Source organism: Kitasatospora sp. NPDC086791 (assembly GCF_040685975.1).
GTDB lineage: Bacteria > Actinomycetota > Actinomycetes > Streptomycetales > Streptomycetaceae > Kitasatospora.
This window is the reverse complement of the sequence record NZ_JBFBOC010000008.1, coordinates 16378-39951: the sequence shown is the minus strand read 5'-3', so window position 1 is coordinate 39951 and position 23574 is coordinate 16378. Positions and strand designations below refer to the sequence as shown.

Here is a 23574-nt window from a genome sequence, read left to right as displayed (position 1 = left end):
CCTAAGCCGATCTTCACCGCGAGGTGAGCGGATTCCGGCAACCCGACTGCGAGCCCCCGTGACGTCAACCGATGTCAGCCCCGGGCGTTTCCCACCATCGCATCCTGCTCCTTCAGCTCCTTCAGGAACAGTCCCTCCAGCACCGCCCACTCGCTCACCCGGTCCACCACGTCAACCGTGCGGCCGTCCAGGGCGGGTGAAGCCTCCGGGTCCTCCATGGGGACGAGGAGCCACAGGCCGTGCGGAGTGTCGGCCGGGCGCCGGGCCGCCTCCTGCAGGGCGACCAGCAACTCGCGTCCCCCCGCCGTCCAGTAGCGGGCGACGAGGCCGGCCTGATGGGCGAGCAGGACGGTGCGCGGAGCGGACCGCTCCGCCAGCACGACGACACGTGCGGCCAGCCGCTCGGAGGCCAGGCGGGTGTAGGAGGCGAGGCCCGCGCCGATCACGCCCGAGGTGGCGAACCGGGCGTCCGCCTTCAGCAGCGCCTGCCACGACACCCCCTGTTCCACGGCCAGTTCCCGCAGCGTGGTGAGGAACAGTTCGTCGAGCGCCACCGGCAGCACCTCGAACCGCTCTGCCAACCGTTCCGCAACGCCCGGAAGTTCGGGCCCCTTGAGGGTGAGGGCGACGAAACCACCCCGCCGACGGGCCACCCTCAGGCGGGCGTCCAGCACCTGACGCGGGTCCCGGCCCGACGCCAGGTCGCTCTGAGCCGCCTGGATCAGGGATCCGGTACTGGTCAGGAGCGAGACCGACAGCTCGACGCGGCCCCCCGCCCCATCGCGGGGACGTGGTACGAAGCGCTTGCGCTGCTGGTCGTAGACGAGGGGGAAGTCGGCCTTTCCCAGGGCCTCTTCCAGCTCCACGTACGTGGTGTCGCCCAGGACGGTCAACCCGGGGAAGCGGGCCCTGACCCGGGTCAGCAGATCGTTCGTACTGATGCCGGCGCCCTCCCGCACACCCGCGGCCGCCTGCGAGATGCGCAGGGCGCGGACGAGGTCGAGATCCAGCGGGAACAGCTCCAGGCGTGGGCTGACACCGACGCTGCCCGCCATCGCCGCGGCCAGGTCGACGAGCCTGGTGTCGGCCAGGGCCGCCATGCCCTCCGGTGCGCTCACAGCACGCAGTTCGCGCAGCACAGTCACCCGCCCGGGCAGCGGGTCGCGGTGCGCCACCTTGGCAGCCACCTCTCCCAGGGCTGACGCGTAGTCGGCCAGCTCGGCAGGCGTCGGATCATCCGCGTCCTGGTCCTCCAGCGCGAGCACCACCCGGCCACCGCGCCGCAGCACGGCCAGTCGGGCCGGCGGCTCGTCCTCGGGCCCGACGTCGGCACCCCGCTTTCGGGCCTCGGTGTCCGCCGCGGCACGGACCACGGCGACGGCCAGGGCGAGCGTCTCGGCGGGATCGCCGTCACCCGCCCCGTGGCGCGCCCGCAGCTCGCCGGCCAGTTCCTCGGCGGTCAGCACCCGGCCCTGCTCGGACAGGATGGCGACCAGCTCGTCGCGAACGCCTCGCAGCCACGACAGGGCCGCCCACTGCTCGACCGCGGCCTGCTGGTGTTGGGAGACCGTGGGCTGGCTGATACCCAGGGCCTTGGCGATGGCCGGCTGGGCGGGCCAGGGCTCCAGCGAATCGCCGCCGGGCAACTGCAGCGTGGCCCGTACGACGTCGGGGCGGGGCTTGGTGCGACGCTTGCCCTCCACGGGCATGAGCCGAGCGGCCAGCGTCTCCACCGACTCCAGTGCCTCCTGCGGGGCGTCCGCCGGGATGGCGACCGGCGTGCGTGGGACGGGGCGTCGACGCAGGGCCTGCGTCCACTGACGGTGACGGCGGTTGAGCTCCTTGCGAACCACGTTGCCTGCACCGCGAGCACGGGAGATCGTGGCCGGTGCGATGTCGAGCAGGGCCCCGACCGTCGACGCGCCGAGTCCCGCCGCGACGGACACGGCGCGCGGCGACAGGCCCGCCGCATCCAGCGGCGTCGCCAGGACCGCCACCGCCGCCGCCTGCTCGCGGGCGTCCTCGATGCCCTCGGCGGTCATGCCGACCGTGGCGGGAGTGGTGGTCGGATGCGCCGAGTCGGCACGGCGGAAGACCCGACGCCACGCCTCCTGCATGTCACGCAGGCTGTCGTAGCGCTGCTCCACGTCGCGGTGCAGCGCGCGCTCGAAGAACTCGGTCAGCCCTACGCTCAGCGTCTGGTCGAACAGTTCACCGGCGACGTACAACTTGGCGTCCGGGACGGTCAGCGGGTCTATCTGGCCGTTCCCCCAGACCGGACGCTCCCCGGAGGCCATCTCGTGGAGGGTGACCGCGGCGGCGTACCGCTCGGCGTGGTCGTCGTAGCGCGCGCGGCGGCTGCCGCCCAGGAACGGGTCCAGATAACCGCGGGTGCCCGCGTGAAGGTCCTGGTCCGGTGCGTCGGCCAGGGAGAAGTCGAACAGCATCAACTGCCAGGAGCCGTCGCTGCGTTTGAACAGCCCCAGGTTGTCCGGCTTGATGTCACGGTGGCGGATACCGCGAGCGGCCAAGCTGTCGAGCGCGCCGAAGAGGTCGTTGCCGAACCGCTCCAACTGGTCGTAGCCCAGCGGGCCCAGATCGCGCAGCCTGGATCCGAGGCTCACCGGGTCGCGGTCGCCGGGCGAGCGGAAACCGCCCGCGTACTCGATCTCCAGAAGGGTGTGGCCACCGAGTTCACGCGGCTCGGCGAGCAGCTTCACGATGTGTCCGCCGCCCACCTCCTTCAGGGCCTCGGCCTCGGCGTACAGGCGGGCGTCCTTCTCACGGTCCAGGGCGATCTTGAAGACGCGCGGGAAATCCGCCCCGGCGTCCGGGCCGTCGTCCGTGCGACGCACCAGCAGGGCACGGGCGGTCGCGCCGGTGCCGAGGACGCGGGTGACGGTCCAGCCGCCCTCGAGTACCTGACCGGGCTGAACGGTCAGCGGATCAGCGTCCGCCACGCCCACCGGATCGGGTGCGGCGGTGTCGGCCTCGGCGGCGTCCAGCAGCCGCAGGAACTCCTCGGCCGACTCCAGCCGCTGCTGCGCATCGGCTGCGGTAGCCCTGAAGACCAGGGCGTCGAGAGCGGCGGAGAGGCCATCGGCGACCGCATAGGGGTGCAGCCCGCCCTCGGCCGCCAACCGGTCCACCAGCGCGCTGCGCCGGTCGGCCGGCGGACGGCCGGTGATCAGCAGGTAAGCGAGACTTCCCAGTCCGAAGATGTCGAGATCGACCGGGTCGGCGAATTCCTGATCGGTCTCGGGAGCGAGATACACCTGTGCGACGTCCGCGATCAGCCCGGCGTCCAGCGGGGTGTCGCCGAGCGAGCGGTGCAGGGTGGTCTCGAAGTCGCGCGCGGCGGTCTGCCAGTCCGCGATCCTCAGGACCGGGTCACCTCCCTCCTCCCGAGCGGACACGTACACCGAGCGCGCGGACAGGGCTCGGTGGTAGAGGGACCGGTTGTGGGCATAGCGGACGGCCTCGGCCAACTGGCGAACCAGGTCGAGTCGGACCTCGGGCGTCAGCCGCCCCCCGTACGCGTCGAGGTAGGCGTCGAGCCGGAGGTCGGAAGAACGGTGGCGGAAGAGGATCGCCGGGCCACCGACGTGCTCGCGGATCTGCACGGCCTGCACGATGCCGCGATGGTTGATGCCCTGGAGCACCTGGTACTCGCGGCGGGCCGCTCGATCGATCGCCTGAAGCTGCTGCGACGATGCGCCCTGGCCGGCCAGGTAGATCCGCACCCGGCCGCTCTCCTGGATCAGGCCGTCGTCGCGCGTCGCCAGCCGGTCCTCCCAACCGGGGCCCGCGTCCAGGGCACGCGGTTCCAGGCGCCAGTCATCCCCGAAGCGCAGGTGCGCCGTCGAATGGCTGATGCCGATGCGACTCATCAGCTGTTCGAGCAGCTGGCTGGTCTGCGCGGTGATGCGCCAGTTCTCACGCTCGGGCGGCTGTCCCAGCAGACCGTCCCAGATCCCGGGCAGCCCACTGCTGCCCCCGTTGAGCCCGTACACCCAGGTCCGCTGGAACTCGTCGAGCTCGCTCACCAAATCGGGACTGTGCAGGAGGACCGCAGGTTTGATAAAGGGCACCCGCTTCGGGTCCACCTTCATGGCGCGGGCGGCCCGGGTCAGCTGTTCCTTGAGTTCCTTGGCCTTGAGGTCGGTGAGGTGCAGCGGGTTCTTCAGCGTGCGCACCCGGTCGGCATGGAACTGCCAGGTGTCCCCGTGGTTTACCAGCCGGCCCGGATGTCCCTTGAGCTCCAGCAGGTAGAGGCCGCCGGGGACCGCGATGAGCACGTCGCACTCATTGACCCGCCCAGACGGGCCGGTGAACTGGAACCCCGCCCACGCCCGGTACGGCTCGGCCTGCGGCATCAGCTGGCGCACATGGTCCAGCCCCTCCTGCTCCCACTGAAAGCCAGACCGTCGTGACTGGAACCAGCGCTCACGGCGCGGAGGGGGGCCGGGCTTCGGCGCGGACGGCCGTGCAGCTGACGTCACCGGTACACCTCCGGGGTCTGCATCAGCACGATGCAACACGAACAGGGCCAAGGGCAGAGGGCGTCAGCAGGGACTCTCCGGCCTAGCCCTGTCGCTCTCGCGCTTCCACCCGACGGTGGGCTTATCCGCTCTCATCCTCGGACGGCATCTTAATCGCTAGGCACTCCCAGCCCTGCTGCCTCACGGGATCAGGCGAACGGCATCGTCTCCACTCACAGCACGCGCCAGAGGCTTGCGTGATGCTTCGTTTCGGCCACAGCTGTCACCGTCCGCGACCAGAATGTGCCCATGGTCGCGATCATCAGGTGCACCACGGCAGAGACACAGCACGTCGAGTTCAAAGAGAAGCTGCACCCTCCGGCACGGCGGGAGGAGTGGGACTGGAGCATCACCCGCCCCAAGGAGTTCTGGACCAAGGGAAGCCATCTCACCCTGATCGCCACGCCCGACGTGTACCGAACGCTCCTGGTGACTCGCCTTGGCATGACCAGGCGGGAGAAGGCGGCCTCGGACCTCGACGAGAAGCTCAGGATTCTCCATACCCTGCTGATCGATCGGCCGGTACCGCTCGATGACCTCCTGGGCATGCTCCACAGCCGATACCAGCGCCACCTCGTTGCAGAGGGCCAACAGCCGGAAGGTACCGGCAAGGCGCTGATCGAGGCCCTGATCAGGCTGCGGCCCGAAGTACAGAGCACAATCGATCACATCGACGCGGCCACGAGCGGCTACCGGGTGCATTCGGAATCCAAGGCTGGACATGCCCTGGCGGTGCAGCGGGACGCCACCCTCGCAATTCCACGCATGGCCGGCATGGTCATCCCCCAGCTCGCTCGGTGGGACCCGCCGGCGGAACGCCTTTACGACGACGTGCCACCCCCACGCTATCTGGCTCTGCTCGGAGGACCTTCCGGACAGCTACCCAGGAGTGAGATCGCCCTCGAAGACCACCTAATCACTCACGACACCGAGAACCTCGTGGGCTGGCTCGGCGGCCCTACCGGCCACGTGTCGTGGAGGCAGTTCAGCTACCACGGCCAGCGTCTGTTCGTGGCAAACGCCAACCGCACCATCGCCGAACACATCTCGGGCGCGGACATCATTTACTACAACGACACACGCAAGAACCTGATCCTCGTCCAGTACAAGAAACTCAACGCGCACCGAAACGGTTTCTACTATCCGGACAGCGACAGCAGCCTGAACAAGGAGCTCCAGCGGCTGCGAGCAGTCGACCGGTATGCGGCATTCTTTCGCGAGCCGCATGACGAGCACCGCCTCTGCGCCGACCCCAGCTGGATCAAGCTGTGCCCGCCCGAGGCGATCATTCCGCAAGCCGACGCGATGGTGCCGGGCATGTACTTTTCGCGTCAACACTTCGAGCAACTACGCCAAGACGCCCGGCTACGAGACGGCTCCAAGGGCGGGGTTCGGTTCGGCTTCTCGAACGTTCCCAGCTATCTGGACAACACCATGTTCAGCCGACTGGTAGAGACAGGGATGATCGGCACTACAGGGGTGAGCACGGATCTGGTCCATCGGCAGATCACGCGAAGCCTCGACGAGGGCCGGATGCTCATTCTCGGCTATCTCACGGGCGATGAGGCACCACAGTCAGTCCGCAACTCTCGGCGCCGCCAAAGTCAGTGACCCTCGCACAAGACTTCATGAACAACATCCGGCGGCGCGATCCCTCCTCCCGATGCGCAACCCACGGAAGGAGGGCACCGTTGTGAGAACCTCACAAGCCCACGATCGGCGAAACACAGCCCGCCGTCCACCGTGGCAGACCTCTTGACGAGGTGCCACGCACAGCTGTCCACCGACTGTCCACCGAGGCGCTCCGACACCGAGTGAGCCAACTCGCCGCCGCCGACAAAACCGCAGGTAACAAGCACTACTCAGCGAATCGGCGACACGAACGAACCGACGACCTACGCATTGCGATACATCGAGTCCCGATGCCCGATTCGCACGATTTCCATGGTCGACGGAAAGAAAAACCCCAGGTCAGAGGCCTGACCTGGGGTTCGCTTTGGAGCCGCCTGCGGGATTCGAACCCGCGACCTACGCATTACGAGTGCGTTGCTCTGGCCAACTGAGCTAAGGCGGCACCGTTGCCGTGTGTGGCGGCAACGCGGGCCAGTCTACACAGGTTGGCGGGTGATCCGTACCCGGCTGCCCGGGGGTGGGGGTCAGGCGGAGGAGACGGCGAGCTTGGCGGCGAAGCCGGCGAAGAGGACGGCGACGCCGCTGGTGAGGGTGGCGGAGAGGCGCTTGCGGCGGCGGAAGGCGGTGGCGAGGGTGGTGCCGGCGAAGATCAGCAGGGAGAGGTAGAGCAGGCTGAAGGTCTGCAGGATGCCGCCGAGGAGGGCGAAGGACAGGGCGGGCTGTCCGTAGGACGGGTCGACGAACTGGGTGAAGAAGGAGAGCAGGAAGAGAATGGCCTTCGGGTTGAGGAGGCTGACCACCAGGGCGCGGCGGAAGGGGTTCTCGGCGGACTCGGGGGCCGGCTCGGCGGTGGGGTCGGCCGCGGCCCGGCGTTCGAGCCAGAGTCCGCGGGCGGCGCGGAGCATGCCGTAGCCGATCCAGAGCAGGTAGGCGGCGCCGCCGAACTTGACCACCGCGAAGACGGCCGGGTTGGCCTTCAGCAGGGAGGCCGCGCCGATCGAGGTGAGGCTGATCAGGGTGAGGTCGCCGACGAAGACGCCGGCGGCGGCCCGGTAGCCGGTCCGGACGCCCTTGCGGGCGGCGACGGACAGGACGTACAGGGAGTTGGGGCCGGGCAGCAGGATGATGACGAGGGCGCCGAGGATGTACGTCGCCAGGTCGTTGACTCCGAGCACGTTGCGCTCCGGTGCGGGGAAGGGTGGCAGGGGGCGCTCATCGTAACGTCGTACTGGCGATCGATTGAAGCGAAAACTACCTACCGGCCGTCCGGAACCCGCTCCTAGCGGTCGCAGCGCTTGTCCTGCTCGGGCGCCTCCCCGGTCAGCAGGAAGCGGTTCACCGCGCCGTCCACGCACGCGCTGTGCCGGCCGTACGCGGTGTGGCCGTCGCCGTCGAAGGTGAGCAGGCGGCCGGACTCCAGCTGCCCGGCCAGGGAGCGGGCCCAGGCGTACGGGGTGGCCGGGTCACGGGTGGTGCCGATGACGACGATCGGGGCGGCGCCGGCGGCCCGGATGGTGTGCGCCGCACCGGTCGCCCGGACCGGCCAGTACGCGCAGGTCAGCGCCATCCAGGCCATGTCGCGCCCGAAGTGCGGGGAAGCCTGCTCGAAATCCGGCACCGCCCGCTGGACCTCCTCCGGCCCGCGGAACGGCGCGGGCAGGTCGAGGCAGTTCACCGCGGTGTTGGCGAACATCAGGTTGGGGTACGAGCCGTCGGCCTCGCGCCCGTAGTAGGCGTCGGAGAGCTTCAGCAGCCCGGTGCCGTCGCCCGCCTTGGCGTCGGCGAGCGCGGAGCGCAGCTTGGGCCAGAGGAAGTCGGCGTACATGGCCTCGATGACACCGGTGGTCGCCTGGGACTCGGTGAGCCGACGGCCGTTGTCGGTGGTGGGCAACGAGGCGGTCCGGACGGTCGCGAACAGCGCGGTGAGCTGATCGCCGGCCTGCTGCTCGGTCCGGCCGAGCGGGCAGTCCTCGCGCTTGGCGCAGTCCTTGGCGAAGGCGGCCCAGGCGGTCTCGAAACCGCCGGCCTGGATGCGGTTGCCGGTGACCGAGTCGAGCGCCGGGTCCATCGCGCCGTCCAGCACCAGTCGGCCGACCCTGGTCGGGAAGAGCCCGGCGTAGGTGGCGCCGAGGAAAGTGCCGTAGGACTTGCCGACGAAGTTCAGCCGCTCGTCGCCGAGCAGCGCGCGCAGCACGTCCATGTCCCGGGCCGCCTCGACGGTGCTCAGGTGGCCGAGCACCGCCCCGGCCTGCTTCCGGCAGCCGTCGGCGAACTCCTTGTCGGCGGCGACCAGGTCGTCGATCGCGCGCTGGTCGCCGGGGGTCAGGTCGACGGCGGTGAAGGCGTCCATCCGGGCACCGCTCAGGCAGGTGACCGGGCTGCTGCGACCCACCCCGCGCGGGTCGAGGCCGACCAGGTCGTACCGGGCGCGCACCCCGCTGTCGTACGTCCGGGCGGCGGACTCCAGGTACTCGATCGCCGAACCGCCGGGCCCGCCCGGGTTGAGCAGCAGCGAACCGAGCCGCAGGCCGCGGGCTCCGGCAGCGGGGCTGGAGCTGGGGTCTGCACCGGAGTTGGTGCCGGCCCCGGCGCCGACGCCCGCGCCGGTCGCGGCGGGTTCGGCCGCCGCGCGGGCGGCAGCCAGGGTGAGGTCGCTGTCCCCCGGCCGGTCGTAGTCCAGTGGCACCCGGAAGGTCGTGCACTCGAACCCGCCGTCACACGGCTGCCAGGCCGGCCGCTGCGCGTAGTACGGCGCGAGCGCGGCCGGGACGGCGACGGGCAGCGGCTGCAACGGAGTGGCCCCCGACGCGCCGGGGGCCGAGGCCGGCGCCGGGGAAGAGGCCGCGAACGAGGACGAAGACGCACCGGAGTCGGAGGAGGCCGCCCTCGGCGCCCCGGACGGACCGGAGCCGCACCCGCCCGTCAGCAGTCCGACGGCCAGCACCGCGGTCGACACCCGCGTCGCCGCGCCCAGTACCCGCACCCGCCCGAAGGCCCTCATCCGGCTGCTCTCCTCGACGAAACGATGGGAAGGAAGGATAGGAAGGATAGGAACGACGGGAAGGAACGGTGCGAACGAACGGCACGACCCGGACGGCGGGGAAACGCCGCTGCCCGGCACCCACCCCGGGGTACCGGGCAGCGTAACGCCCGCGCGACGGGCGCTCAGGACGCCTTGGCCAGCGCCTCGGCCAGGAACTGCGCCGCCTGCCGCACCAGCCGCAGCCGCTCCCGGTCGGGGGTGAAGTCCTGCACGTTGTCCGAGATCCGCACGTCCGCCTTGGCCGCCGGGCCGGAGCCCGCCTTGAGCGAGGCCTGGAGCTTGCGGGCCGCGTCCAGCCCGGCGGCGTCGGCCCTGGCGGCGGCCAGCAGCAGCTTGGCCGCGCTGTCGGCCGGGGCCTCGGCGCCGGCCTGGGTGAGCGCGGCGGCGTCGTAGCGGCCGGAGACCGCCGCGGCCGCGCCGTACAGGTCGGGGCGGGCCAGCCCGGCGGCGGCCGCGCACGGCGCGCCGCCGTCGACGCCGAGGGTGCCCCAGGACGCCGGGCCGGGCGGCAGGGTGCGGAAGGAGGTGGCGACGGTGGTGCGCAGCACCGCGTCGTCGGCGACGGCGGCCGGGGCGGCGGCGACCAACTCGCAGGGGTGCGCGGTGCCGTTCGGCGCCTCGGGGGCGACCAGGACGAACGGACGGGCCTTGCCGGTCTGCAGCGCCGACCCGATGCCCTCGAAGACGTCCGGGACCTCGGCGTCGGCGGTCTTGCCCGGTGTGGCCGCGTGCATCACGACGACCGGGAAGCGCGCGTTCGGCTCCTTGGCGTACTGCGGCGGCAGCCAGACCCGGACGTTGCGCGGGCGCCCGTCGGGGCCGAGCACGGCGGACTGGAGCAGCTCGCCGCCGCCCGGGTGGCCGACGCTGTCGAAGCGGCTGACCACGGCGGGGGCCGTGGTGACGGCCCCGCCGGGAGCCCCCACGGCAGCGGCGGCAGCGCCCGGCTCGGTGGCCGCGGGCGGCGCCGCCTGCTGCCGGACCACCGCCCCGGCCCCGGTGCCCGCCGGGTCCACGACGCCCTCCGGCCCGTCCTGCGCCCGGTCGCCGCGGCCGATGCCGCCGAAGGCGCCGAGCGCGGTGAGCAGCGTCAACGCGGTGACGCACACCCCGCAGATCATCGCCCCGCCCGCCCTCAGCAGCATCGGCCACCGGTCCCCGGCCAGCTCGTAGGTCTCGGCGGCGCGCAGGTCGTGCCAGCGCTGGAGGGCGCCCCGGGCCAGCCAGATCCCGCCGAGGGCGGCGGCCAGCAGGGGGATGACGAGAAGCAGACGAACCATGCGACGCACCGCCTCGGGAGAGGGCCGGCGCCGGACCGGACCCGGCGCGTACGGGAGGCGACCGGCCCACCGGGCGCAGTCGGCCCCCAGCGTGCACAACCGGCGGACGGTCACACGCGGGTGTGCCCGGCGAGTGTCGCTCGTTCACTCGAAGGTGGGACAGCGCACCGGCTCCGGGAGGCGTACGGCCGTCGGCCGGTGGAGCGGCCCGGCGGACACCCGACGGACGCCCTGACGAACACCCCATCAGACAGTCCGACCATCAGCCCTGAAGTCGAGGCCTGGACGAGGCCCGGGGCCGGGCCTCGGGCCTCGCGGCCCGGGGCTCGCGGCCGGGCCGGCTCAGCCCGCGCGCAGGGCCACCGTCATCGCCTCGACCGCGAGCAGCGGGTCCACGTTGCGGTCCAGCGCCTCGCGGCAGGCCAGCACCGCCTCGATCCGGCGCAGCGTGCCCTCCGCCGGGCCGGCCTGGGCGACCCGGTTCAGGGCCTGCCGCTGGTCCTCGTTGGCGAGGGAACCCGTGGAGCCGAGCTGGATCGCGAGCACGTCCCGGTAGAAGCCGAGCAGGTCGAGCAGAGCGACCCCGAGGGTCTCCCGGCGGGTGCGGGTGGCCCGGCTCTTCTGCCGCTTCTCCAGCTCCTTGACCGCCCCGGCCATGCCGCGCGGCGCCTTGCTGCCCTCGGCGGCGCCGTAGGCGGCCTTGAGGTCGTCGGTCTCCTTGGCGTCCTGGGTCTCGGCCAGCGCCTCGGCGTCGGCCTTGGCGGTGTCGACCAGGCGCTGGGCGGCGGTCAGGCAGCCGCCGATGTCGCCGACCTCCAGCGGGATCCGCAGCACCTCCGTCCGGCGGGTGCGGGCCTGCTCGTCGACGGCGAGGCGGCGCGAGCGCTCGATGTCGCCCTGCCCGGCGAGCGCGGCCAGCCGGGCCGTCTCCGGGTCGACGCCGTCCCGGCGGACCAGCGTGTCGGCGACCGCCTCGGCGGCGGGGGTGCGGAGCACCAGCAGCCGGCAGCGCGAGCGGATGGTCGGCAGCACGTCCTGGACGGAGGGGGCGCAGAGCAGCCAGACGGTGCGCGGGGAGGGCTCCTCCACGCCCTTCAGCAGCGCGTTCGCGGCTGCCTCGGTGAGCCGGTGTGCGGCGTCCACCAGGATCACCGACCAGCGGCCGCCGGTCGGGTAGCTGGAGGCGCGCAGGACCAGCGCGCGCATGTCGCCCACGCCGATGGACAGGCCGTCGGTCCGTACGTACTTCACGTCCGCGTGGCTGCCGGCCAGCACGGTGTGGCAGCCGTCGCAGAACCCGCAACCGGGCGTGCCGCCGAGCGCGAGGTCCGGGCTGGTGCACTGGAGGGCGGCGGCGAAGGCGCGGGCGGCGGTGACCTGGCCCGCGCCGGGCGGGCCGGTGAACAGCCAGGCGTGCGTCATCAGGGAGGCGTTCACGCCCTCGACGGGGGCGGCCCCGCGACCGGCCTCGACCGCCGCCCCGGCCGCCCGGGCCGCGGCGGTCAGCTGCTCGACCACCCGCTCCTGGCCCACCAGGTCGTCCCAGACGGCCAACTGCTGCTCCCAAGCTCCGTACGGCAGCGCCCGTGGCGCCTCTTCCCCGCCGTCGAGCATACGTCTCCGCCCCGACAGCCACTGCTCCGTCCGGGTCACGGCGGGCGGCCGACGACCGCTCCGGACGGCCGGACCTCCACTGGCCGGAGCCGGTCCGGGAGCGGTGCCCGGGACCGGCCCGGAGCGGCACCCGGGGCAGGCCCGGAGCGGTGCCCGGGACCGGCGCCCGACGGCACGGCGGCGCCGCCGGGGACCTCCCCCGACGGCGCCGCCCGCACCGTGTCCGGGTCAGCCCCGACGCCCCCAGCGACGGCCCTTGCCGTCGCCCTTGCCCTTGTCGTCGCCCGTGTCCGGCCGGTCCGACCTGTCCTGCCTGCCCCGCTCGTCCCCTCCGCGCGGGTCCGCGCCGCCCTGCGGGCCGCCGTGCTCCCAACGCGCCCACTCGTCGTGCGACCCGAGCAGGGTGTCGGTGAGGCTCGGCAGGTCGTCCATCGGCGTCTCCTCGGCCCACTCCGGCCGGGGCCGCTCAGCGGCCGACTGCGGCTGGGGCGCCGGCTGTGGCTGGGGCGGCGACTGGGGCTGAGGCGGCGACTGGGGTCGCGCCGGGGCCTGCCGCCGCGGCTCCGCGGCACGCTCGCCGCCGACCACCGGCAGCTCACGCGTGCCGTCCACCGGACGGCCCGACTCGACCCGCGGCAGCACCTCGGTCCGGTCGGTCTCCGCCAGCACCTTCGGCAACACGGCCGTCTCGTCCACCTTCGGCAGCACGGCCGTCTCGTCCACCGCCGAGGCCGGCACCACCGGCAGCTTGGCGGTCGCGTCGACCGCTCCGGCGGCCCCGGCCGCCTTGCGCGCCTCGACGGCGTCGGCCGCCCGCACCGCGGCCTGCCGGTCCCGCACCGACAGCTCTCGCGTCGCCTCGTCCCCGAGCCCGCCCCCGAGCCCGTCGGCCGGGCCCTGCGAAGTCTCCCGGACCGCCCGCAGCTCCGTGGTCGCGGCATCCCCGACCGACGCCCCGCCCGCAGCCGCGCCCGGCCGCTCGGCCGCCCGGTGCGCCGCCGTCTCGGCCGCCGCAGCCGCGGCAGCCAGTGCGGCGGCCTGCGCCAGCCGGGCCTCCTCGGCCCGCTGCAGCGCCTCCTCCGCCCGGCGGCGCTGCTCCTCGCGGGCGAGCTCCCGCTGCCGCTGCAGCTCGGCCTGGGCCGCCTCCTCCTCGGCGATCCGCTTGCGCTCCGCGGCCTCGGCCGCCAGCCGGACCTGCTCGGCGGCACGACGCTCGGCCTCCTCGGCGGCACGGCGGGCGGCTTCCTCCTCCGCCCGGCGACGCGCCTCCTCCTCGGCCTTGCGCCGGGCCTCGGCGGCGACCCGCTCGGCCTCCTCCTTGGCCAGCCGCTCCTTCTCCGCCTGCTCGGCGCGCAGCTGCGCCAGCACCTCCTGGCGCTTGCGCTCGGCGGCCTCCTCCTCGGCCTTCTTGCGGGCCTCCTCGGCGGCGCGGCGCTCGGCCTCCTCGCGGGCGAGGCGCTCGCGCTCGGCGCGGGCGGCCTTCTCCTGCTCGGAGAGCGGCAGCTCGCGGTCGAGCCGGTGCCGGATGGCCGTGGTGACGAAGCCGGGGGCCTGACTGCCGTCCACGACCAGGTAGCGCGCCGGGTCGGCGGCCGCCAGGGCGAGGAAACCGGCCCGGACCCGCTGGTGGAACTCGGTCGGCTCGGACTCCAGCCGGTCCAGGGCCTCGGTGAACCGCTCCCGGGCCCGGGTCGGGTCGACGTCCAGGACGACGGTCAGGTCGGGCAGCAGACCGCCGGTGGCCCAGCGGGAGATCCGGGCGACCTCGGTCGCGGCCAGGTCGCGCCCGGCACCCTGGTAGGCGATGGAGGAGTCCATGTACCGGTCGGTGATCACCACGGCGCCGCGAGCCAGGGCCGGCCGGATCACGTTCTCGACGTGCTCGGCGCGGTCGGCGGCGTAGATCAGCGCCTCGGCGCGGTGCGACAGGCCGGTGTTGCCGACGTCCAGGACGAGGCCGCGCAGCCGCTGGCCGACCGGGCTGCCGCCGGGCTCGCGGGTGAGCACGACCTCGTGCCCCTTGCCGCGGATCCACTCGGCGAGCGCCTGGGCCTGGGTGGACTTGCCGGCGCCGTCGCCGCCTTCGAGGGCGATGAAGAAGCCGGTGCCCGCGCCGCGCTGCGGCACCGGGCCGGCGGCGCCGCGTACGGCGTCCAGCAGGTCCCGGCCGAAGGGCACGGTGCCGCGCCGGTCGTCGGCGCGCAGCAGCACGACGGCGGCGAGCACCAGCGTGAGCAGCCCCGCGGTGGCGACGGCGAGGGCCGCGCCGCCGTGGATGAAGGTGAAGGAGCCGGGCTCGACGGCGCCGTACTCGACGTCCCCGTAGGCGGCGGCGATCAGCGGGACAACGACCAGCGCGCCGGCGACCACGGTCCGCAGCACCGCGAACAGGTGCTCGGTGACCTTCGGCAGCCGGGCCTCCTCGACCTCCTGGGCGAGCAGGGTGCGCCCGGCCGAGACGACGATCCCGGCGGCGAGCGCGGCCAGCGCGGTGAGCAGCAGGACCAGGACGAAGTCCAGCACCAGCCCGGCCAGGATCAGCGCGACGCCCTGGGCGAGCAGCGCCAGCGCGAGCAGCCGGCGGCGAGAGAGCGAGGGCAGCGTGGCCCGGGTGAGGCGGGCGCCGAGGGCGGGCCCCCCGGTGGCGGCGAGCACCAGCAGGCCGTAGCCGATCGGCCCGGCCCGGTGCTCGGCGGCGGTGAGCAGCGCGAGCGCGGCGACGCCCGCCATCGCGGCGAAGCCGGCCGCGACGGCGAAGGTGAAGTACGGGGCGCTGCCGGTGCGGCCCTTGCCCAGGGCCGGGCCGGGGGCGGCGTCGGTCGGGGCGCGCAGGCCCTGCAGCGGGGAGACCGGGGCGACGGCCACCGGGCCGCCGGGCAGCTGCTGGAGGTAGCAGCGGACCGCCGAGGCGACGAACAGCCCGGCCGCGCCGAGCGCCGCGAAGGTGAGCTGGTGGGCGCGGAGCCAGTCCGAGCCGACCGCCGCGCCGATGTTGTTGAGCAGGGTGAGGCCGACCAGGCCGACGGCCGCCAGCGGCAGCGTGACCCAGCCGGTGAAGCGGTCGACGACCCGGACGGTCTCCAGGTTGGCGGCGGCGGGCCGCCGCTCGACGGCCGGGGCGTAGGGGTCGGCCGGCGGCAGCAGGCCGGGGACGGCGGCGGCCTTGGCGATCCCCCAGACCCGCTCGGCGGCACCGGTGACGAAGACGGTCGCGAGCAGGACGTAGGTGGCGGCCCCGGAGGTCTTCGGGCCGGAGCCCAGCCAGACGGTCCACCAGGGCGCGAGGCCGATCAGCAGGGCGCGCAGCGCGTCGGCTCCGAACAGCGTCCAGCGCCGGTCGAGCTTGTCCGCGACCAGCTGGTGCACCGGGCCGAGCAACGCCACGCCGACCAGGCCGGTGGCCGCCACCCGGACCGCGAGGACCGCGGCGCTCGCGAAGGCCAGGCTGCGCGGCAGGTCGCCGAACCGGCCGTCGACGGCGGCGGCGATCACCGTGAGCGCGAGCAGCACCAGCAGGCCGAGCCGGTCGGCGGTGCCGCCGATCAGCTGGGTGGTCCACAGCCGCCGGTAGGCGCGTGTCCGCAGCAGTGCCCGGGCCCGGTCCACCGGGGTCCCGGCGGGCGCGACCTCGGGCAGGTCGGGCGTCGCGGCTCTGGCAGCCGGGGCGGCGCTGGGGGTGGGCTGCTCCTCGCTCGTCATACGGTCAGCGTAGCGGGCGAGGCCTGGCCGGATTGTGGTGAACGGGCTTCCGGATCCCGCTCATCACCGGGTTGTGACGTTCCCCGCACAGATCCCCGCCCGGCTGCCGTCCGCCCACCGCCCGGCGCACCACCCGCCCGCTTCCCGGCGCACCACCCGGCTGCCGACCGGCGCACCACCCACCCGCCGCCCGCCCGCTTCCCGCCCCGCTTCCCCGCCCACGACGACACGCGACAACGCGCGGGCCCGCACCCCCGGGATCGGGGGCACGGGCCCGTCGGCGGTGACCGGGGATCAGCCCTCGTCGGTCGCCGTGGTCTTGCTCGCGGTGGTCTTCTTGGCCGCCGCCGCAGTCGTCTTCTTCGCCGCCGCCGTCTTGGTGGTGGTCTTCTTGGCAGCGGTCTTCTTCGCGGCCGCGGTCTTGGTGGCCGCGGTCTTGGTCGCGGTCGCCTTCTTGGCCGCCGTCTTCTTCGCCGGGGCCTTCTTCGCCGCCTTCTTCACCGGTCCGCGCGCCCGCTTCTCGGCGAGCAGCTCGTAGCCGCGCTCCGGCGTGATGGTCTCGACGTCGTCGTCCTTGCGGAGCGTCGCGTTGGTCTCGCCGTCGGTCACGTACGGGCCGAAGCGGCCGTCCTTGACCACCACCGGGCGCTCGCTGACCGGGTCGTTGCCCAGCTCCTTGAGCGGCGGGGCGGCGGCGGCCCGGCCGCGCTGCTTGGGCTGGGCGTAGATCGCCAGCGCCTCGTCGAGGGTGATCGTGAAGAGCTGGTCCTCGCTGGTGAGCGAGCGGGAGTCGGTGCCGCGCTTGAGGTACGGGCCGTAGCGGCCGTTCTGCGCGGTGATCTCCGCGCCCTCGGCGTCGGTACCGACCACGCGCGGCAGCGAGAGCAGCCGCAGCGCGTCCTCCAGGGTGACGGTGTCCAGCGACATCGTCTTGAACAGCGAGGCGGTGCGCGGCTTGACCGCGTTCTTGCCGGTCTTGGGCGTGCCCTCGGGCAGGATCTCGGTCACGTACGGGCCGTAGCGGCCGTCCTTGGCGACCAGCATGTTGCCGCTGACCGGGTCCGGGCCGAGCTCGAAGTCGCCACTGGGCTTGGCCAGCAGTTCCTCGGCCAGCTCGACGGTGAGCTCGTCCGGCGGCAGCTCGTCCGGGATGTCGGCGCGCTGGCCGGGCTCGCCCTCGACGGCGGAGGCGCGCTCGACGTACGGGCCGTAGCGGCCGACCCGCAGGGTGATGTCGTCGCTGACCCGGAACGAGCTGATCTCCCGGGCGTCGATCGCGCCGAGGTCGGTGACCAGTTCCTTCAGACCGCCCAGGTGGTCGCCGTCACCGTTGCCGGCTTCGGCGGCGCCGCCGGCCGCGAGGCCCTCGCCTTCGCCCTCGCCGAAGTAGAAGCGCTTCAGCCACGGCACGGACTGCGCCTCACCGGCCGCGATGCGGTCGAGGTCGTCCTCCATCCTGGCGGTGAAGTCGTAGTCGACCAGCCGGCCGAAGTGCTTCTCCAGCAGGTTGACCACCGCGAAGGAGAGGAACGACGGGACGAGCGCCGTCCCCTTCTTGAAGACGTACCGGCGCTGGATGATCGTGTCGATGATCGACGCGTAGGTGGAGGGGCGGCCGATCTCGCGGTCCTCCAGCTCCTTGACCAGCGAGGCCTCGGTGTAGCGGGCCGGCGGCTTGGTGGCGTGGCCCTCCGGGGTGATCCGCTCGGCGCCCAGCGGGTCGCCCTGGGAGACCTGCGGCAGCCGGCGCTCGCGGTCGTCGAGCTCGGCGTTCGGGTCGTCGGCGCCCTCGACGTAGGCCTTGAGGAAGCCGTGGAAGGTGATGATCTTGCCGGAGGCGGAGAACTCGACGTCCCGGCCGTCGGCGGAGGTGCCGCCGACCCGGACGGTGACGGACTGGCCGACCGCGTCCTTCATCTGGGAGGCGACGGTGCGCATCCAGATCAGCTCGTAGAGCCTGAAGTCGTCGCCGGTCAGGCCGGTCTCGGCGGGGGTGCGGAAGCGGTCGCCGGAGGGGCGGACGGCCTCGTGCGCCTCCTGCGCGTTCTTGACCTTGCTGGCGTAGGTGCGCGGGGCGTCCGGCAGGTAGTCGGCGCCGTACAGCTGGGTGACCTGGGCGCGGGCGGCGGAGACCGCGGTGTCCGACAGCGTGGTGGAGTCGGTGCGCATATAGGTGATGAAGCCGTTCTCGTACAGCTTCTGGGCCACCTGCATGGTCCGCTTGGCGCCGAAGCCCAGCTTGCGGCTGGCCTCCTGCTGGAGCGTCGTGGTCCGGAACGGCGCGTACGGGGAGCGGCGGTAGGGCTTGGACTCGACGCTGCGGACGCTGAACGCGGTCCGCTCCAGGGCGGTGGCCAGCTGCCGGGCGGCCTGCTCGTCCAGGTGCAGGCTGTTGGCGCTGCCGGCCTTCAGCCGGCCGTCCGGGCCGAAGTCGCGACCGCTGGCGATCCGCTTGCCGTCGACCGCGGCGAGCCGGGCGCCGAAGGTCTCCGGGTTGGCGGCGTCGGCCGGGGTGCGACCGGTGCCGAAGGTGCCGACCAGGTCCCAGTACGAGGCGGTGCGGAAGGCCATCCGCTCGCGCTCGCGCTCGACCACCAGCCGGGTCGCGACGGACTGCACGCGGCCCGCCGACAGCTTCGGCATGACCTTCTTCCACAGCACCGGCGAGACCTCGAAGCCGTAGAGGCGGTCGAGGATGCGGCGGGTCTCCTGGGCGTCGACCAGGCGCTGGTTGAGCTCGCGCGGGTTGGCCACGGCCTCCTGGATCGCCGACTTGGTGATCTCGTGGAACACCATCCGGTGCACCGGCACCTTGGGCTTGAGCACCTGCTGCAGGTGCCACGCGATGGCCTCGCCCTCGCGGTCCTCATCGGTGGCGAGGAAGAGCTCGTCGGACTCCGCGAGCAGCGACTTCAACTTGCTGACCTGGGACTTCTTGTCCGCGTTGACCACGTAGATGGGCGCGAAGTCGTGGTCGACGTCCACCCCGAGGCGGCGCACCTCGCCGGTGTACTTGTCCGGCACCTCGGCTGCGGTGCTGGGGAGGTCGCGGATGTGCCCGACGCTCGCCTCGACGATGTAGCCGGGGCCAAGGTAGCCCTTGATCGTCTTCGCCTTGGCCGGCGACTCGACAATGACGAGTCGCTGTCCGTGCGCGGTCTCGCTGCTCGGGGACACCTTCGCTCTTCTCTCCCGGTCCTTATGTGGCTGGTCGGCGCGGCAGCACGGGCTGCGCTCCGCCCGACCCCTCCACCGTCCCGGGGCCGCCGCTGCACGACACCCCACCAGCGGAGTGTGACCGTACCCCGGCCACCCTTGTCAAACGGACGGATCCCGCTTTTTCACTTGCCGGGCTCACCGACGCCACTCGAACGGTAACCCGATGACGGAGGTTCGCGCCCCGTGGAGGGGGGCTTCGGCAGGTTCCGGAGGATGGAATGACGGATTTCAAGATCTGTCAACGGAAAATCGACGGGCCGGCGGGCGGCCGTCGACGGCGTGGCCGAGGGCTTGGCCGAGGATGTGGTCGAGTAGGTGGCCGAAGGGTGTGCTCGGCGGTGTGGTCGAAGGCCTCGGCGGTGTGGTCGAAGGCCTCGGCGGTGTGGTCGAAGGCGCGGGGGAACGTCCTCGGGAGCGGGCGTACCGCTCAGCCGCCGACCGCGGTCAGCAGCCCGGCACCCGCCGCCAGACAGGCCACCCCCAGGGCGCTCCAGAGCAGGTCGACGACGAACCCCCGCCCGATCTCGCCGGCCGCCAGCACCACCCGGCTCGGCCGCTCCGGGTCGTAGCAGATCCGCACCGGGGCACCGGGCGCGAAGCGCTCCGGACGGCGCAGCGGGGTGTGCCCGCGCGGACGGGTGAGCACGAGCCCCCCGATCCGGCACGCGCCGGCACCGCCGACCGCGGGCGGCACCGAGAAGGACAGCAGCGGCGCGCTGTCCAGCTGCCCGTGCACGTCGTCCTCGGCCATCACCGTGGCCACCACCGCCACGCCCTGGCGGCGCACCCGGTGGCGAAGGCGCACTTCGGCGGCGCACCAGAGCAGCAGCACGCCACCGAAGAGGGCGAGCACCAGCCCACCCACCGTCGCCGTCGTCGTGTCCACCCCTGGCCCCCGGCTCCCCAGCTCTGTCCACAGCCTGTGGACAGAGCCTCACAGTGGAGGGCCAACGGGGGGCAGCCGTTCAGAGACCGCCGGACGAACCAGGGAGTACGGGCGGGTGAACCGGCTCCGGCGGGCCGGGTCGGCGGCGGATGGACCGGCGTCGTCGGACCGGTCCGGAGGCGTCGGCGGACCGACGTCGGCGGACCGGCCCGTCGGGGCAGCCCCGGCTCAGCGGACCGGGTCGATGAACCCCTGCTCGACCAGCAGCCGCAGCGACTCCGGCACCCGGTCGCGCAGGACCACCCGGTCCTCGCCGAGCAGCTGCGCGATGGCGTCCACGATCTCGCCCGCCGCCAGCGTCCCGTCGCAGACGCCCACGAAGCCGGCCCCCACCGTGTCCACCTTGGTGGCCCTTCGCATGCCCCGGTTGTGACGCAGGATCACGTGCTCCGGGTCCTCCGCGCCGGGCACGCCGACCTGCTCCTGGACCACCTCGTCGGCCAGCACGTAGCGGGCCGCGAGCAGGCCCGCGTCGTCGTGCGAGCGGAGGAAGTCCTGCCGGTCGAACCAGGCCTCGATGTGCGGGCCGAGCGGCTGCTCCACCGGGTGCGGCCACTCCTCGACCCGGACGGTCGGCCGCTCGGCGCCGCCCGCCCGCAGGGTGATCCAGCCCATGCCGATGCCCTCGACCCGGCCCGCCTCGAAGGCGTCCAGCCACTCGCCGTAGCGGGCCTGGTAGTCACCGCCGGGGCCGCGGTGGTCACCGCCGTCGCGCAGCCACAACTCGGCGTACTGGGACACGTCCTGGACCTCGCGCTGGACGACCCAGGCGTCCAGTCCGGTGCCCGCGACCCAGCCGGCCAGCCGCTCCTGCCAGTCCTCGCCCCGAACGTGCTGCCAGTTGGCGAGCAACTGGCAGTAGCCGCCGGGCTCCAGGTGGTCGGCGGCGGAGCGGACCAGGCTGCGGCACAGGTCGTCGCCGGCCATGCCGCCGTCCCGGTAGGTGAACCGGCCGGTCGGCGAGATGACGAACGGCGGGTTGGAGACGATCAGGTCGAACTTCCGCTCCCCGACCGGCTCGAAGAGGCTGCCGGAGAGCACCTCGGTGTGCTCGAAACCGGACAGCGCCAGGGTCAGCTCGGTGAAGCGCAGCGCACGCGGATTGAGGTCGGTGGCGGTGACCGAACCGGCGTGCCGGGCCGCGTGCAGCGCCTGCACGCCGGAGCCAGCGCCGAGGTCCAGGGCGGCCCGCACCGAGCGTCGCACGGTGATGTTGGCCAGCGTGGTGGAGGCACCGCCGACGCCCAGCACCAGGTCCTTGCGGGCCACCCCGTGGGCGGTCTCACCGGAGCCGATGCCGCCCGCGCCGCCCACCGCGCAGCCCAGGTCGGAGACCACCCAGGCATCCGAACTGGGCAGCCCGGCCACCTCGTTGGCGTACGGCCGGACGTCGACGGTGGCGCGCACCAGGTCCCCGTCCGGGCGCAGCCAGCCGTCCGCCAGGCAGTCCTCCACCGGCAGCGCCGCGGCGGCCGCCTGGTACGGCACCGGCTGCTGCAGCAGGAACAGCCGCACCAGCGTCTCCAAGGGGCTGCCACCGCGCGTCGCACGCAGCGCCGGAACCGCCTCGCTGCGGGCCAGCGCCGCGTAGCCGGTGGGCCCGAGCAGGTCCAGGCACCCGTCGGCGGTGAACGAGGCGGCGAGCAGCGCCTCGCGCAGCTTGGCGAGGCGGGTCGGGTCGAGAACGGGGCTACTGATCACCCCGCCATTGTCCCCCGCCGATCCCCCGCCGCCCGCCTCCGGGCCCGCCCGCCCTGAGCGTCCCGTCGGGAGCCCGAGCCTCCGCGCGCGCCCTATCGGGCCTCCGCACGCCCGCTTGTACGCCCGGAGCGCTCGGAGCCGCCCGGAGCGCTCGGACCCGACGGCGCTCGCTCCCGTGCCCCACGGCACGCACCACGTGGCGGCCGGTGCCGCTCCTGTGAGCGGCACCGGCTGCTGACGCGTCTGTCCCCCCTTTTACGCCGAACCGCCGAACCGCCGATGGGCCGATGGGCCGATGGGCCGTGCGGCGGGCTCGGCCCCCGGTCAGCTCGCGGCCGGGGCCGGGGTGGTGGCCGGGGCGGCCGGAGTGCCGGCACCGGCCGTGGGAGCGGCAGAACCGGTCGCACCAGCCGCCGGAGTGGTGGCGGGGGCGCTCGGGGTGTCGGTCGCGCCGGGGGTCGGGTTCGTGCCCGCACCGGCGGGCGCCGGGGTACCGCTCGCGCCGGTGCTGGCGCCGCTGGTCGGGGCAGCTGCCGGTGCGGTGGCCTGGGACGGCTTGCAGCCCTCCTGCTTGGACATCGCGACGCCGAGGTCGCCGCGCTGCAGCTTGCTCTGCGCCTGGGTGGAGAGCGAGGCCAGCTGCTGCACCTGGTCGGCGACGCTGCGCAGCCCGTCGGCGAACTTCGCCTGGTCGTTGTTGGGCAGCGCGTCCAGCTTCTTCTGGACCTCCTGGTAGCCGTCGGCCGCCTTCTTCAGCTCGTCGACGGTGTCCTTCTGCAGGGTCGCGCCGTCCTGCACCTTGGGCGCGCCGGCGCCGTCGACGGCGGACGCGATGTCCTGGTTGGTCTTGGCCAGCCGCCCGATGTCCGTGGAGAGCCGCTTCTGCAGGTCGGCCGGGGCCTCGCCGGTCTTCACCTGGCCGGTGTCGGCGAGCGCGGCCTGGGCCTGCGCGATCGGGTCCTTGGCCGCGCCGCAGACGTTCGACGCCCAGGACTCCAGCTGCTTGCTGTTGTCGTCGCCGCCGCAGCCGACGGCGCCGAACGCCAGCAGCACGCCGAGGGCGGGTACGGCCAGCAGTCGCTTGTTCACCGGGAGAAGCCTTTCGGTTCGGTCGTCATCGGTCGTCGAACCTACACGGCCGGTTCCCGCTTCCCGGTTCCCGCTTCCTGTTCCCCCGGCCCGACGCGTCCGTCCGGCCGACCGCGGAACGCGGCTCCGCACGACGTCCTCTTGTCACTTCCGCTGCCGCGACGAGGCCTGATCGGCGATCGAACCCGACCCGGTCGCGACGGAACGGAAGTGGTGAACCATCAACGCTCGACGGTTTGTCGACGCAGGCCCGGGGACGGGACCCCGATCGCGTGCGGAAGCGGCCTCAGACCGCGACGGAGGCGACCGAAACCGGCCAGCTCATCCGGATCAGGCCACCGCCCGTGCCGTTGGTGACCTCAAGCTCCTCGACCAGGCCGGTGATCACGGCGAGGCCCAGGGTGTCCTCGTCCGGCTCGCCGCCCTCGTCGGCGTCGGAGGCCGGGGCGGCGGTGGGGCCGGCCTCGTCCTCGACCTCGATGAGGAAACGCTTCTCCTGATCGGTCAGGGCAACCCTGACCGTGCCGCCGATGCCGCCCCGCTGGTGCAGGCCGACCGCGCGGGAACACGCCTCGCCGACCGCGAGCCGTACCTCGTCGAGCACCGACTCGTCGACCCCGGCCCGTCTGGCGACGGCCGCGGCGACCAGCCTGGCCGTCCGCACGTGCTCGGGAAGCGCGCTGAATCGAAGTTCGACGGTTGCCATCTCTCCCCCTCGGGGTGCTCCGACCGGGACCGGAAGTACGGCCCCTACGGGCCGGCTGGACCGGCCCAGTTGCGGCCGGGAGGCACCGGGCCGCACCGGCCCAG

12 protein-coding genes and 1 tRNA gene are annotated in these 23574 nt (G+C 73.3%); 1 reads left to right on the top strand and 12 read right to left on the bottom strand.

Features of this window, described 5'->3' with window-relative positions; all coding sequences use genetic code 11:
• Window positions 1-74 precede the first annotated feature (74 nt).
• A complete protein-coding gene (gene pglW, locus AB0Q99_RS14005) occupies window positions 75-4502 on the bottom strand; it encodes a BREX system serine/threonine kinase PglW (RefSeq protein WP_363571339.1) in 4428 nt (1475 codons plus the stop codon).
• Between the two features lie 288 nt (window positions 4503-4790).
• On the opposite strand from pglW, the gene AB0Q99_RS14000 reads away from it, so the two are divergent.
• Entirely contained in the window at window positions 4791-6152 is a 1362-nt protein-coding gene (locus AB0Q99_RS14000) for a hypothetical protein (protein ID WP_363571337.1), read from the top strand.
• A gap of 386 nt (window positions 6153-6538) precedes the next feature.
• On the opposite strand, the gene AB0Q99_RS13995 is transcribed toward AB0Q99_RS14000, so the two are convergent.
• The 11 genes from AB0Q99_RS13995 to AB0Q99_RS13945 all read right to left on the bottom strand — a co-directional run bounded on the left by AB0Q99_RS13995 (window position 6539) and on the right by AB0Q99_RS13945 (window position 23470).
• A tRNA-Thr gene (locus tag AB0Q99_RS13995) sits at window positions 6539-6615 on the bottom strand.
• A gap of 82 nt (window positions 6616-6697) precedes the next feature.
• Complete coding sequence (leuE, locus tag AB0Q99_RS13990; protein ID WP_363571336.1) at window positions 6698-7348, bottom strand: leucine efflux protein LeuE; 651 nt, start codon at window positions 7346-7348, stop codon at window positions 6698-6700.
• 104 nt (window positions 7349-7452) lie between these two features.
• Complete coding sequence (locus tag AB0Q99_RS13985) at window positions 7453-9174, bottom strand: alpha/beta hydrolase (RefSeq protein ID WP_363571334.1); 1722 nt, start codon at window positions 9172-9174, stop codon at window positions 7453-7455.
• A 164-nt stretch (window positions 9175-9338) separates the two neighbouring features.
• Window positions 9339-10496 (bottom strand): hypothetical protein, encoded by a 1158-nt coding sequence (locus AB0Q99_RS13980; RefSeq protein WP_363571332.1) that lies wholly within the window; start codon window positions 10494-10496, stop codon window positions 9339-9341.
• A 342-nt stretch (window positions 10497-10838) separates the two neighbouring features.
• Complete coding sequence (locus AB0Q99_RS13975) at window positions 10839-12050, bottom strand: DNA polymerase III subunit delta' (RefSeq protein ID WP_363571669.1); 1212 nt, start codon at window positions 12048-12050, stop codon at window positions 10839-10841.
• Between the two features lie 288 nt (window positions 12051-12338).
• A complete protein-coding gene (gene tmk / locus AB0Q99_RS13970) occupies window positions 12339-15809 on the bottom strand; it encodes a dTMP kinase (protein ID WP_363571330.1) in 3471 nt (1156 codons plus the stop codon).
• 294 nt (window positions 15810-16103) lie between these two features.
• Window positions 16104-18986 (bottom strand): type I DNA topoisomerase, encoded by a 2883-nt coding sequence (gene topA / locus AB0Q99_RS13965; protein WP_363571328.1) that lies wholly within the window; start codon window positions 18984-18986, stop codon window positions 16104-16106.
• A gap of 469 nt (window positions 18987-19455) precedes the next feature.
• The gene (locus tag AB0Q99_RS13960) at window positions 19456-19914 is read right to left on the bottom strand and encodes a DUF3592 domain-containing protein (RefSeq protein WP_363571326.1); all 459 of its coding nucleotides are present in this window, start codon (window positions 19912-19914) and stop codon (window positions 19456-19458) included.
• 228 nt (window positions 19915-20142) lie between these two features.
• Complete coding sequence (locus AB0Q99_RS13955; RefSeq protein WP_363571324.1) at window positions 20143-21675, bottom strand: methyltransferase; 1533 nt, start codon at window positions 21673-21675, stop codon at window positions 20143-20145.
• Between the two features lie 324 nt (window positions 21676-21999).
• Window positions 22000-22764, bottom strand: coding sequence for a hypothetical protein (locus tag AB0Q99_RS13950; RefSeq protein WP_363571322.1), 765 nt, complete (start codon window positions 22762-22764; stop codon window positions 22000-22002).
• A gap of 286 nt (window positions 22765-23050) precedes the next feature.
• Window positions 23051-23470 (bottom strand): ATP-binding protein, encoded by a 420-nt coding sequence (locus AB0Q99_RS13945; RefSeq protein ID WP_363571320.1) that lies wholly within the window; start codon window positions 23468-23470, stop codon window positions 23051-23053.
• Window positions 23471-23574 lie beyond the last annotated feature (104 nt).